Consider the following 17051-nt stretch of genomic DNA (forward strand, 5'->3'; position numbering starts at 1 on the left):
GGAGCCGTGGAACACCGGCGGCGGGTGCTCCGCGGCGGGTGTTCCGGCGGCCTTCCGGCGGTGTTCCGGCGAAGCGCTGACGGTGTGCTGACGGGCGCGGGGGCTCAGTCGCGCCGGTCGTAGGCGACCGGCAGTCGGTTCACGCCGCGGGCCAGTACGGCCGGGATCCAGGCGAGTTCGTCCAGGCCGTCCCCGGCGGTACCGGCCGGCCGGAGCCCGGGCAGCCGGGCGAGCAGGGTGCCGACGGCGATCTGGAGCTCGGCCCGGGCCAGGGCGGCGCCCGGGCAGTAGTGGATGCCGTGGCCGAAGGCGAGATGGGCGTTCGGCGTGCGGTCCAGGTCGAGGCGGTCGGCCTCCGGGAACCGGGTGTCGTCGCGGTTGGCGGCGCAGAGCGAGACGATCACCGAGTCGCCGGCCGGGACGGTGGTGCCGAACAGGTCGCTGTCCTCGGCGAAGAACCGCCAGGTGGTGAGCTCGAACGCGGCGTCGTGGCGCAGCAGTTCCTCCACCGCCCGGGCCAGTCGGCCGGGCTCCCGGAGGCCGGCGCGCAGCGCGGCGAGCTGCTCGGGGTGGCGCAGCAGGGTGATCAGCATGGTGGTGATCTGGTTGGTGACCGGTTCCTGCCCGGCGACCAGCAGCTGGAACACGATCGAGTCGAGCTCCTCGCGGCTCAACTCGCCCGTGTCGTGGGCGGCGACCAGTCGGCCGAGCAGGTCCTCGCCCTCCTCCCAGCCGGGGGAGCGGTGGTCGGCCCGCTTGCGGGCGACCACCTCGGCGATGTACGTCTGCAGGCCGCGCAGCCGGGCCTCGTACGCCGGTCGGCCCGGGTCCTGCGGGCCGACCGGCTGGACCACCTTGCCCCAGTCGCGGTCGAAGCGTGCGGCCAACTCGTGGGGCAGGCCGATGACTTCGGCCAGCACCCGGAACGGGTAGTGGGCCGCGAAGCCCGCCACCAGATCGGCGCCGCCGGCCGCGGGCAGCTCGTCCACCAGGGCGTCGGCGAGCTCCTGGAGGCGCGGGCGCAGCGCCTCCACCCGGCGCGGGGCGAAGGCGTCCAGCACGAGGCGGCGCATCACGGTGTGCTTGGGCGGGTCCTGGTGCAGGAGGTGGACCTGGAGCTGGGAGTGCTGCGGCTCCGGCATGATCGAGGCGAGCCGGCGCCAGTTGTCGTTGCCCAGCGCGTGGTTCTTGCCGAGCCGGGGGTCGTTGAGGGTCGTGTGGGCGGCCTGGTAGCCGGTGACCAGCCAGGCGTGGATGCCGCTCGGGAACTCCACCCGGTGGACCGGTCCGGCTTCGCGCATCCGGCGGTAGAGGGGGTACGGGTCGGTCTTGTAGGCCGGGCCGTGCAGCGGGACCGGGCTGGGGAGCCGGTCGTGGCCGTACGGGCAGCGCGCGGCTCCCTGGGTGTCCGGGGTGTGCGTGGTGTCGGTCATGGGTGGGCTTCCTCCGAGGGGCGGGCGGGGCCGTCGATGAGTGGCTGGGGTCGGTGCGTGGCTGGGGTCGGTGCGTGCGGGAGGGGGGTGATGCCCGGCCGCGAGGGGCTGGCCGCGAGGGGCTGGCCGCGCCCCGGGTGGACGGACGCGCCCGGGGGCGCTACGCCTGCGGGCGGCGCCGGTACCGGGCCAGCAGGACCACGGCGGTGGCCGCGACCAGGGCGGCCAGGGCGATGCCGGCGCGCGTCCCGGTGGCGCCGCGGTCGCCCACCAGGGCGGCGGCGGTGGCCAGGGCCGGGCCGAGGGCGAAGCCCAGGCTGCGGGAGAGCTGGACGGCGGAGCCGGCGGTGGCGAGCTTCCCGGGCGGGGACGCGGTCATCACCAGGGCCTGGGTGGGACCGCCGTTGAGGCCCATGCCGGCGCCGGCCAGGGCGAGCCGCGCGGCGATGTCCAGGGCGGACCAGTCGGGGCCGACCGGCACGAGCAGCGCCAGCCCGCAGGTGGTGAGGACGGCACCGGTCAGCGCGGTGGGCCGGGCGCCCCAGCGGTCGGCCAGCCGCCCGCCGACCCGCCCGGCGAGCACCATGCCGAGCGGGAAGGCCAGCATGGTCAGCGCGGTCGTGGTGGCGCTCTCGCCGTGCGGCCCGCGCAGGTACTGGACCAGCAGGTACTGGCAGGCGGCGAATCCGGCGGCGAGCGCGAGCACCGACGCGTTCACCCCGGTGGTGCCGGCGGCCCGCAGCACGTCGGCGACCGGTCGTCCGCCCGGGCGGCGCAGCCAGAGCAGCGCCAACGGCGCGGCGGGCAGCGCGAGCAGCAGCCACTGCGGTGCCTCCGGCGCCAGGGTGAGCCCGAGCAGGACGCCGCCCACCGCGGCGCCGATCAGGGCGGCGTCGCCGAGCGAGGCCCGGTCGGGCGGGCGCAGCCCGCCGCGCCGCGGGGCGTACCGGCGCACGATCAGCACGGCGGCGAGGCAGACCGGCAGCTTGACCAGGAAGATCGCCCGCCAGCCGAGGTGGTCCAGCAGCAGGCCGCCCACCACCGGGCCGGTGACGGCGCCGAGCGGTCCCAGGGTCGCGGGCACGCTCATCGCGCGCCCGCGCAGCTCGGGCCGGACGGAGGTCGCGGCCAGCACCGGCATCAGGACGAACAGCACGGCCCCGAAGGCGCCTTGCAGCAGGCGTGCGGCGATCAGCCAACTCGCCCAGGGGGCGACGGCGGCCAGCACGCTGCACGTCGCGAAGCAGCTGACCGCGAGCAGCAGTGCGGATCGGGTGCCGACCTGGTCCAGCCAGCGGCCGGCGGGCAACAGAAGGGCGACAAGCGGGAGTTGGTAGCCGAGGACGGCCCACTGGGCGACCCCGGGGGAGACCTGGAGGCCGGAGGATATGTCGGTGAGCGCCAGGTTGACCACGTTCATGTCGAGCATGGCGACGAACGAGAGCAATCCGGCGGCCACCACCAGACTCCAGCGGTCGACCGGTTCGACCTGATGATCCGTCAGGTCGTGTCCGCCCGTGGGGTGCTGCGCTCGCATGAAGGTCCTCCGTTCCCCCGTTGCCGTACCGGCACCGCCTCGGCGGCGGCGTCCGGTACAGCAGTCGGGAGCGCGGGGGCTCCGGTTCCGAACACTTGGGGGAATTTTTTCCGGGCGGCGGGCCGGGGTGGCCGGCGGCGAACAGATGTCAACGAACAGATGACAGATGTTGAAATCTGTCATCTGTCATCTGTCATCTGTTCGCTGTGATCTGTCCGCTGTTCTCCGCCGGCCGGCCTCGGTCCGCCGGTCCGCCGGTCCACCCGCCCGCCGGTCAGCAGGCCGCCGCGAGCTCCCCGGCTCCGGCCGCCGACTCGGCCGCCCGCAGCCGGGCGATCAGCTCCTCGCGCGCCCGGGCGACCCGGGAGCGGACGGTGCCGACCGGGCACCCGGCGACCTCGGCCGCCTCGGCGTAGCTCAGCCCGACCACCTGGGTCAGCACGAAGGCCTCGCGCCGTTGTGCGGGGACCCGTTCCAGCAGGTCCCCGAGCGCGATCCCGTCCTCGAACCCGGCCGCGGGCGTCCCGCTCTGCCGCTCCGCCGCCTCCTGCCAGTCCGGCAGTGCCGCGCAGCGCGGCCGGGCGGCGGCCATCCGGTAGCGGTCGATCACGGTGCGGCGGGCGATCGACAGCAGCCAGGTGCGGGCCGAGGAGCGTCCGGCGAAGGAGGGGAGGCCGCGCAGGGCGCGCAGGAACGTCTCCTGGGCGAGGTCGTCGGCGGACTGCACGTCGGTCAGGTGGGCGACGAAGCGCCAGACGTCCCGCTGGGTCGCCCGGACGAAGGCCTCGACGTCCGCCGCCCGGCCCGAGCGGGCGGTCAGCGCGAGCGCGGTGAGCTGGTCGTCATCCACGGCGGCCTCCGACCCGCCCGGTCCCGCGCCGTCGGCCGTGCGGGACGATGGTGCTATGAGATGCGCGCAGTTCCGTACCGCTCTGTCCGCCCGGCTCGACGGCGAACCGGGCGGCCTGCCCACTGCCCGGGTGGACAAGCACCTGGCGCGCTGCGCCGGCTGTCGGGACTGGCGGGACCGGGCCGGGGGCCTGCGCGCCCGGACGCGGGCGACCGACGCCGACGGGCCGTCGACGGAGTGGTCGGCCGGGCTGTGGGCCCGCCTGGAGCAGGCCGGCCCGGCCGGCGAGGTCAACCCGGTCGGTGCGGTCAGCGAGGCGGACGCTGTCGGCCAGGCCGACCAGGTCGACCAGGCCGACCAGGTCGGTTCGGCCGGTCCGGCACCGGAGGGGCCGACGGCCGCGCAGCGGTAGGACGGTGGCGCCGGCGCACAGCGGTGCGCCGTCGTGATGAGGCATGGGAAGGTCCCGGGGGGAAGGCAGGGAGCGGCGCCGCACGCGGCGGCGCCGTAGGCGTCCATGGGCCGGTCGCGCGGCGCGCCGTACCACCCGAGGGGGTGTCGGCGGGCGCGGATCCGGGCCCGGGCCCCGACGGCGCGGCGGTGCGGAACGCGGCGGCACGGGAGGTGACGGCACGCGGCACTGCGGCGCGGCAGGGCGACCGGCCCGACGCGGGACCCCGGTGGCGGCCGGACATCCGGCCGGAGGGGTGCGAGCGCGACGGGCGCGTCAGGAGGCGAGGGCGAACGCCGGTGGCCCGCGCCGGACGACGGCATGGGTCAGCAGCACCGACCGGGGCGGCCGGGCCGGCCGGTCGACGGGCCGGGGTGCGGCCGGCGGCCGGTACCCGAAGGGCCGCGCGAACAGGGTCAGCAGCGGGAGCAGCAGGGCCCCGGCGACCACCGTCCCGAGCGCGGCGAGCAGTTCGAAGACCCGGACCAGCGCGGCGTCACCGCGCCAGAGCAGCAGGGCGCAGGCGAGGGCCGCCAGGACGTGGGCGAGGGCCATCCCCGGCGACATGCCGTGGGACATCCCGTGCGCCATGTCGCCGGACATCCCACCGGACGTGCCACCGGAGATTCCACCGGCCATCCCGCCGGACAGGCTGTCGGACGTGTGGTGGGCCGTCGCGTGCGACATCCCCGGCATGCCCGCCATCATCCCGGTCGACCCCGGGTCCAGGGCCGTTCCGTCGGCAGCCGCCGCCGTCCCCGCCGTCCCGTGGTGCACCGCCGCCATCGGGCGCAGACCGCCGGTGGCCGGCGGTGCGTCCGGGTCGATGCCCGCCATCCGGGCCAGCTCGACGGGCGAGAGCCCGCCGGGGGCGCGGTCCGGGTTGCAGAGCAGCAGTCCGGCCCAGTCCGTGGTGGCGAGCCGGCCGAGACCGCCGCCCCCGCGGCCGAGCATCCCGGCCTGTTCGAACAGCAGGTGCAGCGCGCTCTGCGCCACGACCATCCAGCCGCTGATCACACCGATCCCGCGCCGCTTTCCGGCCAGCAGCCAGGTCAGCCCGAGGACCGCTCCGAACGCGCCGAGCAGGACCGGCGGGGAGACCCCGGCGCCGGCCATGGCGACGTGCGCCGTGCCGGCCATCGCCACGCAGAGCGCGGCGAAGACCACGGCGCGCAGCAGGCGGATCCGGTCGGTCATCACGATGGCACTCATCGTCGCACCCGCTACGTCCCGCCCGTACCGCACCCTCCGGTGATGGCCGGTTCCGGTCCGTGAGAACATGCCCGGCCCGTCGGTTCGACCGATCAGCCGCTTTTAGCACGGTTTCACGCAGCCGTCGATCCGGCTTGACACCCGCACTCGCCGCTCACTAGAAGTGCACGCTCAAGCACAGAACGTACGTGCCGGAACGAAGCCGACCGGAAGCAGGAAGCACGGCCATGGACATTCCGACGGACGTCTCCCCCTCGACGACACCCATCACCCCGACCACCCCGACCGTCCCGGTCATCCCGAGCACACCAACCAGTACGACCGGTCCGACCGCACCCCCGGTGCGGCCCGCCGCGACCCCCGACCTGGCCGACCCCCACTTCTGGAAGCTCTCCGCCCCCGCCCGCGCCGCCGCCTTCGCCGAGCTGCGCCGCAGCCCCGCCCCGGTCTACTTCGGCGACCGCGCCTCCGGCCGGGGTTTCCACGCCCTGGTCCGCCACGCCGACGTCCTCGAGGCCAGCCGCAACCCGGCCGTCTTCCGCTCCGCCCCCGGCGTGACCACCCCCGAACCGGCCCGCTGGGTGCGGCTGCTGTTCGGCGACTCGATGGTCAACCTCGACGACCCCCGGCACGCCCAGCTGCGCCGGATCGTCTCCCGGGCCTTCACCCCGCGCCTGCTCGACCGGGTGGAGGAGGACGTCCGGCGGATCTCCGCCGCCCTGGTCGACGAGGTCGAGCGCGGCCGGCCCGGGGACTTCGTCGGCCCGGTCGCCGCCCAGCTCCCCTTTCAGGTGATCTGCACCATGATGGGCATCCCGGAGGCGTCCCGCCGCACGATCCTCGGCCTGGTCGACCGCAACTCCGCGGACGTCGGCGTGGCCCGGCCGCTCCGTCGGCGGTTCAGGATCCCCGGTCGGGGGCTGGCCGCGCTCGCCCGGATGCAGGGCATCGTCGCCGCGATCGGCCGCGAGCGTCGCCGACGGCCGACCGAGGACCTGATCTCCGCGCTGGTCACCGCCGACGTGGACGGCCGCCGACTGACCGGTCGCGACCTGGGCGCCTTCTTCAGCCTGCTGCTGGTCGCCGGGGTCGAGACCACCCGCAACGCGCTCGCCCACGGCCTCCACCTGCTGACCGTCCACCCCGAGCAGCGCGCGCTGCTCCTCGCCGACCTGGACGGACGGCTGGACGGGGCGGTGGACGAGATCCTCCGGTACGCCACGCCGATCGTCCAGTTCCGCCGGACCCTTGCCGTCGACCACGAGCTCGGCGGCCCGGGCGGCCCGCTGCTGCGGGCGGGGGAGAAGGTCGCGCTGTACTACGGTTCGGCGAACCGGGACGCGTCGGTCTTCCCCGATCCCGAGGCCTTCGACATCACCCGCACCCCCAACCCCCACGTCGGCTACGGCGGCGGCGGGCCGCACTACTGCCTGGGCGCGCACCTGGCCCGGCAGGAGATGACGGCGCTGTTCCGTGAGCTGTTCACCCGGCTGCCCGGGGCCCGCTCGGTCGGCGAGCCGGTGCTCGTCCCGTCCAGCTTCGACCACCGGGTCCGCTCGCTGGGCTTCACCTTCTGACCGCTCCGAAGGCCCGGTGCGCGGATCCCGCGCCCGGCGCGCGGACCCCGCGCCCGGGCCCGGACCCGCGCGGGGCCTACCCGCACAGCGTCCACACCGCGTGGTCGTGCGCGAACACCACCTGTCGCGGCCCGTGCTCCGCGACCCGGTCCAGCCAGGCCCGGTACCCGGGCAGCGGCGCCGCGACCCCGTCGCGCGCGGCCTGCCGGGCCAGCACCGCCTGCCCGTACTCGGACGCGAAGTCGTACGCCTGCCCGGCCAGCAGGACGGTGCGGCCGTCGCTGCGTTCGACCAGCAGGGACTGGTGGCCCCCGGTGTGTCCCGGGGTCGGCAGCACCCGGAGGCCGGGCCAGATCTCGGCCTCGCCGTCGAGCTCCCGGTGGACGGCGCCGGGGAAGTCGACCAGGGCGTCGATGGTGTGGTCGCCCCGCCGGGCGGTGGCCAGTTCCTCGGACTGGACGAGGACCGGCGTCCCGGCGAACAGCGGATTGCCGCCGCAGTGGTCGAAGTGCAGGTGGCAGTTGACCACCAGGTCGATGTCCGGGACCGCGACCCCGGCCGCGGCGAGCGCCTCCGGCAGCGGGCGACGGACCGGGCGGTAGTGCGCCTCGGTCTCGGGGGAGCCCGCACCGATGCCGGTGTCGAACAGCACCAGCCCCTCCGGGCCCCGGACCAGGTACGCGAGCACCGGTTCCACTCTCGGCTCGGGGCCGCCCGTTTCGGCGGCCGGCCGGAGGATGAAGCCCAGGTCGAGACGGCGGATCGTGTGCATGCGTCCCCCTTGTCGCACTGCCCCGTGTGGCGGCCGGGAGGGCCGCCGTTCGCACCCTACCCGTCGGTCGGACGGGCCCCGGCGGGGGAGCCGGTCCGCGTGGCAAGGATTCTGACGAATCGTCAGCAATTCCGGACGGTCGACGGTGGTGCACGTCACGGCGGGCGGGTCGGATGCGGAGCACAATGCCCGGCATGACCGATCGTCCGACACCGCCCGAGCACGGGCCCGCCGACCGCCCCACCGCCGATGTCTGGGCCGCCCTCGGCGGGCCGTCCGACCTCCTGGACCGGGTGGCGTTCCACGGCCCGCGGGGCGCTCTGCCCTCCGGCCTGCCCGTGCGCCGGCTCGCCCGGGCCACCGTGGCCGCCTGCTCGCTGGCCGCCGCCGAACTCGCGGCGCACCGCGGTGGCGGCGCCGTCCCCGCCGTCCGGGTGGACGAGGGGGCGGTCGCGACCGCCTTCGTCAGCGAGCGGCACCTGGAGATCGACGGCCGCAAGCCGGTCGGCTTCGCCCCGCTCTCCGGCTTCTGGCGCACCGCCGACGGCTGGATCCGCACCCACGCCAACTACCCGCACCACCGCGAGCGGCTGCTCGCCGTCCTCGGCCTCGCCCCCGACGCCGGGCCGGAGCGGCTCGCCGAGGTGCTGGGCGGGTCGCCGGGCGAGGAGGTGCAGGAGCGCGCGTACGCGGCGGGAGCGCTCGCCGTGGCGGTCGCGCCGGTGAGCGCTGCCGTACACCCCCTGGTGGAGTGCCGGGAGATCGGCGACGCACCGGTCCGTCCGCTCGCGGCGGCCCCGGCGGACCGCCCCGCCGCGGGGATCAGGGTCCTCGACCTCAGCCGGGTGATCTCCGGACCGGTCGCCACCCGCACCCTCGCCCTGCTCGGCGCCGACGTGCTGCGGGTCGACTCGCCCCGGCTGCCCGAGGCCGACGACGCCCACGCCGACACCGGGTTCGGCAAGCGCTCCACCCGCCTCGACCTGGCCGATCCGGCCGACCGGGCCGTCTTCGAGGGCCTGCTCGACACCGCCGACGTGGTCGTCAACGGTTACCGCCCCGGCGCCCTCGACGCCTACGGACTGGCCCCCGAGGCGCTGTTCGCCCGCCGCCCGGGCCTGGTCCTCGCCCAGATCTGCGCCTGGGGCTGGACCGGACCGTGGTCCGGCCGGCGCGGCTTCGACAGCCTGGTCCAGGCCGGTGTCGGCATCGCCGCCCACGAGGCCGGACCCGACGGCCGGCCCGGCGTGCTGCCCGCCCAGGCGCTCGACCACGGCACCGGCTACCTGCTCGCCGCCGCCGTCCTGCGCGCCCTCACCGACCAGCGCACCGGCCGCCCCGGCGGCCGTCACCTGCGCCTCTCCTTGGCCGGTACGGCCTCCTGGCTGCTGCACGGCATCCCGGCCGACCCGTGCGACCCGGCCGACCCGCCGAACCCGGGCGGCGAGCCGCCGTACGACCCGGCGCGCCACCTCACCGGGACCGACTCGGCGTACGGGCGGCTGCGGCACGCCCGGCCGCCGATCGGCTACCTCGGTGCGCCCACCGACTGGGCCCGCCCGCCCGGGCGTTGGGGGACGGACGCGCCGGTCTGGTGCTGAGCACCCGGCGCCCGCCGCGGGCCGGGGCCGTAAGGCCCTGGGCCCTGAGGCCCTGATGACCGTGGGGCGGGCGGTGGCGCCGGGTCAGACCCCGGACGGGATCCGCTTGGCGCGACCGCGCACCTGGACGGCGGTCGCGATCTCGACCACGCCCAGGATCACCAGCCAGCACCCGGCCAGCACGGTCAGCGCGGCGATCGAGCCGACCGGCCAGACCATCAGCAGCACGCCGGCCAGGGTGTTGGCCACACCGGCGAAGGCCTGCCAGCCGCGGGCGGGCATCAGCGGGTCGGAGATCGCGGCGGCGAGCTGGGTGATGCCGCGGAACAGCCAGCCGATGCCGATCCAGAGCGCGAGCAGCAGCAGGGACTGGACCGCGCTGCGGAAGCACAGCAGCCCCAGCAGCACGCTGATCGCGCCGCTGATGAAGGCCAGCACCCGCAGTGCGGTGGTGGCGTGGGTGCCGAACGCGGCGACCAACTGGACGACACCGATGACCAGCAGGTAGAGGCCGAACAGCACGCCCACCACCAGGAGCGTCTCCCGGGGCCAGACGAAGACGACGATCCCCAGGGCGAGCGAGGCCACACCGGCGGCCAGCAGGACCTGCCAGGCGGCCTTGGCCAGTGCGCCGAGCGGGCCCTGCACCGGGGTTCCGTCGGGGGTGATGATCGGAGGGGCCACGGCGGCGTACTCCTCGGGTCGGGGGCGGAGAACGAACCCCAGCCTCCGCGTGCCGCCGCCCGGCCGCCCGCCGGGTACGGCCGTTCGAGTGATGCTCCCCGGCTGCCGGAACGACATCCTCCGGTCACCCGTCGTCGATATCATCTGTCGGTATGACTTCTGAAGGGTGGGGGACCCCTCCGGTCGAGCCGATCAGCCAGCACTACATCGTGTGCGGGGGCAACGCCCTGGCCCACCGGCTGGTCCTGGAACTCGTCGAGCACTACGAAGTCCCGGTCGTCGTCCTGGTCGCCGACCGCACCCGCGACCACGCGCCGCGGATCGAACGGCTCGCCGGCGTCGCCGCCGTCGTCGAGTACCCGAACATCACCGAGGAAGCGCTGCGGGCGGTGTCCGTCGACACCGCCCGCGGCCTCGCCCTGGTCGAGGGCAGCGACCAGGAGAACATCCATGCCGCGCTCAGCGCGCAGGGGCACAACCCGGACATCCGGATCGTCTTCCGGATGTTCAACCAGCGCCTCGGCGAGAACATCGAACGGCTGCTCAGGAACGGCGCCGCGCTCTCCGGCTCCGCCACCGCCGCCCCGGCCTTCGCCGCCGCCGCCCTCGGACGGCCCAACTCGGTGGAGATCGAGGGCCGTTACCTGCACATCGCGTTCGACGACGCCATCACCCCGGACCGGCTCTGCGTGGTCGCCGACCAGATCGACCGGCAGGACTTCAGCAAGATCCGCCTGCTGCCGGAGCAGGAGGGCGACTCGGCCCAGTTCGTCCGGCTCGCCACCGAGTTCGGCGACGACGGGCCGGTCCGGCCGGGCGGGGTGCGGCGCGGACCGGTGCCGGAGCCGCGGGTGGGCGCGGACGCGGACCCCGGGCCGGGAGCGCCGGACGGGACGCCCGACGCCGAGGAGCCGGCCGGCGGGACCGCCGCGCTCCAGGCGATGCGGATGGAGCCCCGGGAACCGACCAACTGGGCCCGCCGGGTGCGCTGGCGGGTGCTCGACACCATGCGCTTCTTCACCAGTGCCCGGATGCGCCTCGTGCTGCTCACCGCGCTCGCCGCGGTGCTGATGGCCTTCGCCGTGCTCTGGTACCTCAGCCGGGACTTCGGCTGGACCGTCTACATCTCGCTGCTGGACCTGGCCGGCGCCGCCCAGCCCGACCAGCAGGCCGACATCGTCGCCGGGACCGGGACGGGCGGCGCCTGGCAGCGGGTCGCCCAGGTGGTGATCACCCTCTGCGGGATCACCTTCGCACCGGTCGCCACCGCCATCGTGGTCGAGGTGCTGGGCTCCGGGCGGCGCGGACTGCCCCGGAACCCGAGCGCGGGCACCCGGGACCACGTGATCGTGGTCGGACTCGGCAACGTCGGCACCCGGGTCGCCGCCCAACTGCACGAGATGGGCGTGCCGGTGGTCTGCATGGAGCGTGACCCGCAGGCCCGCGGGATCGCCTCCGCCCGGGCGCTCGGCATTCCGGTGGTCCTGGGCGACGGGCCGTTCGAGGAGCAGCTGCACCGCGCTCGACTGAAGCACGCCCGGGCGCTGGTCGCGGTCAGCGGGGACGACGCCACCAACCTGGAGGCGGCCCTGGAGGCGCGCCACGGCAACGCCGAGGTCCGGGTGGTGGTCCGGCTGTTCGACGACAACTTCGCCGGTCACTTCTACAAGACGCTGGACAACGCGGCCTCCCGCTCGGTGTCCTACCTGGCGGCGCCCGCCTTCGCGGCCGCCCTGATGGGCAGTGAGGTGCGCGGAACGCTGTCGGTGTTCCGGCACGTGCTGCTGATCGCCGAGCTGACGGTGGAGGACGGCAGCGGACTGATCGGCCTCAACCGGCACGATCTGGAGGATCCGGGCGGGGTCCGGGTGATCGCCGTCCGCTTCGCCCACAGCAACCAGTTGCACTGGGGTTTCGCGGACCGCACCCGGCGACTGGCCCCGGGGGACCGCATCGTGGTCGCCGCCACCCGCAGCGGGCTGGCGCGGCTGAACACGGTGCTGGTGGAGGAAGGGTGAGGAGAGGTGAGGAGGGGCGGCGGTGGCCGCCGCCGGAAGGCGGCGAGCCGATGACAGCCGGCGGATGACGGCGAACAGCTGACAGACGACAGCGAACAGATTTCAGATGATGAAATCTGTTCGCTGTCGTCTGTCAGCTGTCAGTTGTTCGCCGACCGTCAGCGGTTCTCGAACTTTGCCGTCCGCTTCTCGGCGAAGGCCGCCATGCCCTCCTTCTGGTCCGCCGTGGCGAACACCGAGTGGAACAGCCGGCGTTCGAAGCGGACCCCCTCGGCGAGCGTGGTCTCGAACGCCCGGTTGACGCTCTCCTTGAGCATGACGGCCGCCGGGGCGGACATCGCCGCGACGGTCTCGGCGGTGGCCAGCGCCTCGGTGAGCAGCTGGTCGGCCGGGACGATCCGGGCGACCAGGCCCGCCCGCTCGGCTTCCTCGGCGCCCATCATCCGGCCGGTCAGGCAGAGGTCCATGGCCTTCGCCTTGCCGATCGCCCGGGTCAGCCGCTGCGAGCCGCCGATGCCGGGGAGCACCCCGAGCTTGATCTCCGGCTGCCCGAACTTCGCGGTGTCCGCCGCCAGCAGGATGTCGCACATCATCGCCAGCTCGCAGCCGCCGCCCAGCGCGAACCCGGCCACCGCCGCCACCACGGGCGTGCGCAGCGCGCCGAACCGGTCCCACGGGCCCAGCCAGTCGTCGAGGTAGACGTCCGGGAACCGGTTGCCCTGCATCTCCTTGATGTCGGCGCCGGCCGCGAAGGCCTTCTCCGAGCCGGTGACCACCAGACACCCGATCTCCGGGTCCCGGTCGAAGGCGGTGGCGGCCGCCACCACCTCGTTCATCAGCTGGGTGTTCAGCGCGTTCAGCGCCTTGGGCCGGTTGAGGGTGATCAGCCCGACCCGGCCCTTGCGCTCGACCAGGATCGTCTCGTAGGTCTCGGTCTCGGTCATCGCCGTTACTTCCAATCCGCTGCTCGGCCATTCCACTGCTCGGCGCCGCGCGGGCGCGCCCTGACCACCCAACGATCTACGACGCGCCCGGTCCCGCGCCAGTCTTGGTATGCGAGACGCCGGTCACCAGCACACCCCGTCACCAGCGCACCCCGTCACCAGCGAACCCCCGGCACCGGCACGCCCCGGCACCAGCACGCCGGTCGCCGGAGCGGCGGACGGTCAGAACCGGACGCCGTGGCGCTCCGCCGCCCGCCGGACGGTCTCGGCCTTGACCTCGCCCCGGCGGGCCAGCGCGGCCAGCGCCGCGACCGTCACCGACTCGGCGTCCACGCCGAAGTGCCGCCTGGTCGCCGCCCGGCTGTCCGAGAGGCCGAAGCCGTCGGTGCCCAGGGACGTCCAGTCCTGCTCCACCCAGGGCCGGATCTGGTCCGGTACCGCGCGCATCCAGTCGCTGACCGCGAGGACCGGTCCGGGGGCCCCGGCCAGCGCCCGGGTCACGTACGGGACGCGGGCCGCCGCGCCCGTACCGGCCGCCGCCTGGGCCAGGTTGGCGGCGTCGCAGTCCAGCGCCTCCCGGCGCAGCTCGGTCCAGGAGGGCGCCGACCAGACGTCGGCCGCCACACCCCATTCCTCGCCGAGCAGTTGCTGCGCGGCCAGCGCCCAGTGCACGGCGGTGCCGGAGGCGAGCAGTTGGATCCGCGGTGCGTCGGCGGCCAGGTCGGCGGGGTCGGCCGCGCGGTAGCGGTAGAGCCCGCGCAGGATGCCGTCGACGACGTCCTGTCCGGCCGACCGGGCGTCGGGCAGTCCACCGGACGGTCGACCGGGCAGTCCACCGGGCAGGGCGGGCTGCCGCAGCGGCTCGTTGTAGACGGTCAGGTAGTAGAACACGTCCTCGCCGTGCGGGTGTTGCTCGCTGCGTCCGTACATCCGGCGCAGCCCCTCACGGACGATCACGGCGACCTCGTAGCCGAAGGCCGGGTCGTAGCAGAGCGCGGCCGGGTTGGTGGAGGCGATCAACGGGGAGTGTCCGTCGGCGTGCTGCAGGCCCTCGCCGGTCATGGTGGTGCGTCCGGCGGTGGCGCCGATCAGGAAGCCCCGCCCCAACTGGTCGGCCATGGCCCACATCTGGTCGGCGGTGCGCTGCCAGCCGAACATCGAGTAGAAGATGTAGAACGGGATGACCGGCTCGCCGTGGGTGGCGTACGCCGTGGCCGCGGCGGTCAGCGAGGCCATCGAACCGGCCTCGGTGATGCCCTCGTTGAGGAGCTGTCCGCTCACCGACTCCTTGTAGTGCAGGAGTTGGTCACGGTCGACCGGGTCATAGGTCTGGCCGAGCGGGGAGTAGATCCCGGCGGTGGGGAAGAGCGACTCCATGCCGAAGGTGCGTGCCTCGTCCGGGACGATCGGCACCCAGCGGTGGCCGGTCGCCTTGTCCCGGATCAGGTCCTTGACCAGGCGGACGAAGGCCATCGTGGTGGCGATCTCCTGCGTGCCGGAGCCCTTGAACAGCGTTTCGAAGGGCTTGGCGGGCAGGTCGGGCAGCGGGGTGAAGCGCACCCGGCGGGCCGGGGCGGGGCCGCCCAGCGCCGCCCGGCGCTCGCGCAGGTAGCGGACCTCCGGCGAGTCCGGGCCCGGGTGGGCGTAGGGGACCAGGTCGGTGTCCAGGGCGCGGTCGGGGATGGGGAGTTCGAGCAGGTCGCGCATCGCGCGGAACTCCGCCCCGGAGAGCTTCTTCATCTGGTGGTTGGCGTTGCGGGCCTCGAAGCCGGGGCCGAGGGTCCAGCCCTTGACGGTCTGCACCAGCACCACGGTGGGCGCGCCCCGGTGCTCCAGGGCCGCCCGGTAGGCGGCGTACACCTTGCGGGGCTCGTGGCCGCCGCGGGAGGTCGCGACGATCTCCGACAGCCGGTCGTCGTCCAACGCATCGGCGAGCGGGCGCAGTTCGGGGTCGGCATGGAACAGGTGCGCGCGGATGTAGCGGGCGTCGGAGGCGGCGTAGGTCTGGAACTGCCCGTCCGGCACCTCGCCGAGGCGGCGAACCAGGGCGCCGGTGGTGTCGCGGGCCAGCAGCTGGTCCCAGGCCTCGCCCCAGAGCGACTTGACGACGTTCCAGCCGGCGGCACGGAACCGGCGCTCCAGCTCCTGCACGATCTTGCCGTTGCCGCGGACCGGTCCGTCCAGGCGTTGGAGGTTGCAGTTGACTACGAAGGTCAGGTTGTCCAGGCCCTCGCGGGCGGCCAGGGCGAGGGCGGCGGTGGACTCCGGCTCGTCCATCTCGCCGTCGCCGAGGAAGGCCCACACGTGCGAGCCGGAGGTGTCCTTGATCCCGCGTGCCGTCAGGTACCGGTTGAACCGGGCCTGGTGGATCGCGGAGAGCGGGCCGAGGCCCATCGAGACGGTGGGGAACTCCCAGAACCAGGGCAGTCGGCGGGGGTGCGGGTAGGAGGGCAGTCCGTCGCCGCCGGCCTCCTGCCGGAAGCGGTCCAACTGTCCCTCGGTGAGGCGGCCTTCGAGGAAGGCGCGGGCGTAGACGCCGGGCGCGGCATGGCCCTGGACGTACAGCTGGTCGCCGGAGCCGTCGGCCTCCTTGCCGCGGAAGAAGTGCTGGAAGCCGACCTCGTACAGCCAGGCGGCGGACGCGTAGGTGGCCATGTGCCCGCCCAGGCCGCCGCGGTGGTTGCCCCGGGTCACCATGGCGGCGGCGTTCCAGCGGTTCCAGGCGGTGATCCGCCGCTCCATCTCCTCGTCGCCCGGGAACTCCGGTTCCGCGGCGGTGGGGATGGTGTTGACGTACGGGGTGTCCAGCAGCGGGGGGATGTCGAGGCGGAGCTGCTGGGCGTGTTCGACGAGGCGTCGCAGCAGGTGGGCGGCGCGGTGGGGGCCGCCGAAGTCGCGGGCGGCGTCGAGCGAGTCGCGCCACTCCGCGATCTCCTCGGGGTCCTGGTCGTGAAGCTGGTCGAGCTGGGACACGGGTGGTTCCCCTTTACCGGTGCGCTTCAGGCACGTATTCCAGGATGCGGAATAGTGTTTCTCTTCATGGAACTACCGTGGACGGTAGGGAGCGTCGGGGTGGTGAGTCAACCGCTACTGGCGAGTAGTTTGAACGATGATCGATCATCTTTATGCGAACAATAATGGGAGGTCCTCCGGGGAAACGGCCGACCGCCGGCCGGAGGCTGCTCAGACGGAGGAGCGGTCGGCGTACTCCAGGACGTGTTCCGCGAGCAGTCGTCCGACCTCGGGGTCCTGGCGCCGGAACGCCTCGATCAGCGGTCGGTGGTCGGCGGCGTTCTCGTGCAGTTCCGGGCGGACCCGGTGCAGCGACAGCACCGTCCACACCTCGACGCCCAGGCCCTCCCAGGTCCGCAGCAGTGTCGCGTTGCCGGAGGCGGCGACGATCTCGCGGTGGAACGCCACTCCGTGCCGGGCCTGCCCGAGGGTGTCACCGGCCGTGGCGGCCGCTTCCATCGCCCGGGCGTGCCGCTCCAGCGCCCCGGTGTCCCCGGCCAGCCGGACCACGGCCGCCTCGGCGGCCGGCCGCTCCAGTGCCGCCCGCACCTGGTACACCTCGCGCAGTTCCGCCGGTCCGATCTCGCGCACCCGGACGCCCCGGTTGGGTTCGGTGACCAGCAGCCCGAGGGCCTGCAGGGAGCGCAGCGCCTCGCGCACCGGTGCCTGGCTGACGTTCAACTCGCTTGCCAGGCGCCGCTCGACGATCCGGTCGCCGGGCTGCCAGCGGCCGCCGAGCAGGCCCTCCAGCAGCAGCCCGCGCACCTGCTCGCCGAGCGGCACCCGGGACAGCGGGTCGGCGGCTCCGCCCGGTGTCGGTGTCGGTGCCGGTGCCGCGGGCGTCGGCGCGGGTGTCGGCACGGGCGTCGGCGTCGGCGCGGGTGTCGGCGCCGGCGTCGGGTGGTTCATCGGGTGCTCCAAGGCGTTCCGGGGGGAGGCGGTTCGGCGGCCGGCCGGGGT

At 74.6% G+C, this 17051-nt stretch carries 13 protein-coding genes; 4 read left to right on the top strand and 9 right to left on the bottom strand.

From position 1 onward, the window contains the following. Positions 1–104 precede the first annotated feature (104 nt). From AB0O91_RS18220 to AB0O91_RS18230, 3 genes are all read right to left on the bottom strand, one after another. Positions 105–1433: a cytochrome P450 gene (locus AB0O91_RS18220; RefSeq protein WP_363433809.1), complete on the bottom strand. Its 1329-nt coding sequence runs from the start codon at positions 1431–1433 to the stop codon at positions 105–107. A 160-nt stretch (positions 1434–1593) separates the two neighbouring features. Next, the gene (locus AB0O91_RS18225; RefSeq protein ID WP_363433812.1) at positions 1594–2970 is read right to left on the bottom strand and encodes an MFS transporter; all 1377 of its coding nucleotides are present in this window, start codon (positions 2968–2970) and stop codon (positions 1594–1596) included. A gap of 274 nt (positions 2971–3244) precedes the next feature. Then, positions 3245–3820, bottom strand: coding sequence for a sigma-70 family RNA polymerase sigma factor (locus AB0O91_RS18230; protein ID WP_363433815.1), 576 nt, complete (start codon positions 3818–3820; stop codon positions 3245–3247). 55 nt (positions 3821–3875) lie between these two features. On the opposite strand from AB0O91_RS18230, the gene AB0O91_RS18235 reads away from it, so the two are divergent. After that, a complete protein-coding gene (locus tag AB0O91_RS18235; protein ID WP_363433818.1) occupies positions 3876–4232 on the top strand; it encodes a zf-HC2 domain-containing protein in 357 nt (118 codons plus the stop codon). A gap of 315 nt (positions 4233–4547) precedes the next feature. On the opposite strand, the gene AB0O91_RS18240 is transcribed toward AB0O91_RS18235, so the two are convergent. Beyond that, complete coding sequence (locus AB0O91_RS18240; protein WP_363433820.1) at positions 4548–5483, bottom strand: hypothetical protein; 936 nt, start codon at positions 5481–5483, stop codon at positions 4548–4550. Positions 5484–5710: 227 nt separating this feature from the next. Between AB0O91_RS18240 and AB0O91_RS18245 the strand changes: the two genes are divergently transcribed. Then, positions 5711–7060, top strand: coding sequence for a cytochrome P450 (locus AB0O91_RS18245; RefSeq protein ID WP_363433823.1), 1350 nt, complete (start codon positions 5711–5713; stop codon positions 7058–7060). A 76-nt stretch (positions 7061–7136) separates the two neighbouring features. Here the strand turns inward: AB0O91_RS18245 and AB0O91_RS18250 are convergent, their stop codons facing one another. After that, on the bottom strand, positions 7137–7832 hold the full coding sequence (locus AB0O91_RS18250; protein ID WP_363433826.1) for an N-acyl homoserine lactonase family protein: 696 nt from the start codon (positions 7830–7832) through the stop codon (positions 7137–7139). Positions 7833–8026: 194 nt separating this feature from the next. Between AB0O91_RS18250 and AB0O91_RS18255 the strand changes: the two genes are divergently transcribed. Further along, positions 8027–9433: a CoA transferase gene (locus AB0O91_RS18255; RefSeq protein WP_363433828.1), complete on the top strand. Its 1407-nt coding sequence runs from the start codon at positions 8027–8029 to the stop codon at positions 9431–9433. Between the two features lie 84 nt (positions 9434–9517). Here the strand turns inward: AB0O91_RS18255 and AB0O91_RS18260 are convergent, their stop codons facing one another. Beyond that, entirely contained in the window at positions 9518–10117 is a 600-nt protein-coding gene (locus AB0O91_RS18260; RefSeq protein WP_350514404.1) for an HdeD family acid-resistance protein, read from the bottom strand. Positions 10118–10269: 152 nt separating this feature from the next. On the opposite strand from AB0O91_RS18260, the gene AB0O91_RS18265 reads away from it, so the two are divergent. Then, positions 10270–12135, top strand: a complete 1866-nt coding sequence (locus tag AB0O91_RS18265; protein WP_363433831.1) for an NAD-binding protein — start codon at positions 10270–10272, stop codon at positions 12133–12135. A gap of 158 nt (positions 12136–12293) precedes the next feature. On the opposite strand, the gene AB0O91_RS18270 is transcribed toward AB0O91_RS18265, so the two are convergent. From AB0O91_RS18270 to AB0O91_RS18280, 3 genes are all read right to left on the bottom strand, one after another. Beyond that, positions 12294–13079 (bottom strand): enoyl-CoA hydratase, encoded by a 786-nt coding sequence (locus AB0O91_RS18270; RefSeq protein WP_363433834.1) that lies wholly within the window; start codon positions 13077–13079, stop codon positions 12294–12296. 222 nt (positions 13080–13301) lie between these two features. Further along, positions 13302–16052: a pyruvate dehydrogenase (acetyl-transferring), homodimeric type gene (aceE, locus tag AB0O91_RS18275; RefSeq protein WP_363433837.1), complete on the bottom strand. Its 2751-nt coding sequence runs from the start codon at positions 16050–16052 to the stop codon at positions 13302–13304. A gap of 210 nt (positions 16053–16262) precedes the next feature. Continuing rightward, positions 16263–17000, bottom strand: coding sequence for a GntR family transcriptional regulator (locus AB0O91_RS18280; protein ID WP_363433840.1), 738 nt, complete (start codon positions 16998–17000; stop codon positions 16263–16265). Positions 17001–17051: the final 51 nt, after the last annotated feature.

Source organism: Kitasatospora sp. NPDC089797, assembly GCF_040684795.1.
Taxonomy (GTDB): Bacteria; Actinomycetota; Actinomycetes; order Streptomycetales; family Streptomycetaceae; genus Kitasatospora.

What these genes read in the sequence shown, in the direction of transcription:
- AB0O91_RS18220 (WP_363433809.1), bottom strand. Translation starts at nt 1,433, where the DNA reads ATGACCGACACCACGCACACCCCGGACACCCAGGGAGCCGCGCGCTGC.
- AB0O91_RS18225 (WP_363433812.1), bottom strand. Translation starts at nt 2,970, where the DNA reads ATGCGAGCGCAGCACCCCACGGGCGGACACGACCTGACGGATCATCAG.
- AB0O91_RS18235 (WP_363433818.1), top strand. Translation starts at nt 3,876, where the DNA reads ATGAGATGCGCGCAGTTCCGTACCGCTCTGTCCGCCCGGCTCGACGGC.
- AB0O91_RS18240 (WP_363433820.1), bottom strand. Translation starts at nt 5,483, where the DNA reads ATGAGTGCCATCGTGATGACCGACCGGATCCGCCTGCTGCGCGCCGTG.
- AB0O91_RS18245 (WP_363433823.1), top strand. Translation starts at nt 5,711, where the DNA reads ATGGACATTCCGACGGACGTCTCCCCCTCGACGACACCCATCACCCCG.
- AB0O91_RS18250 (WP_363433826.1), bottom strand. Translation starts at nt 7,832, where the DNA reads ATGCACACGATCCGCCGTCTCGACCTGGGCTTCATCCTCCGGCCGGCC.
- AB0O91_RS18255 (WP_363433828.1), top strand. Translation starts at nt 8,027, where the DNA reads ATGACCGATCGTCCGACACCGCCCGAGCACGGGCCCGCCGACCGCCCC.
- AB0O91_RS18265 (WP_363433831.1), top strand. Translation starts at nt 10,270, where the DNA reads ATGACTTCTGAAGGGTGGGGGACCCCTCCGGTCGAGCCGATCAGCCAG.
- AB0O91_RS18270 (WP_363433834.1), bottom strand. Translation starts at nt 13,079, where the DNA reads ATGACCGAGACCGAGACCTACGAGACGATCCTGGTCGAGCGCAAGGGC.
- AB0O91_RS18280 (WP_363433840.1), bottom strand. Translation starts at nt 17,000, where the DNA reads ATGAACCACCCGACGCCGGCGCCGACACCCGCGCCGACGCCGACGCCC.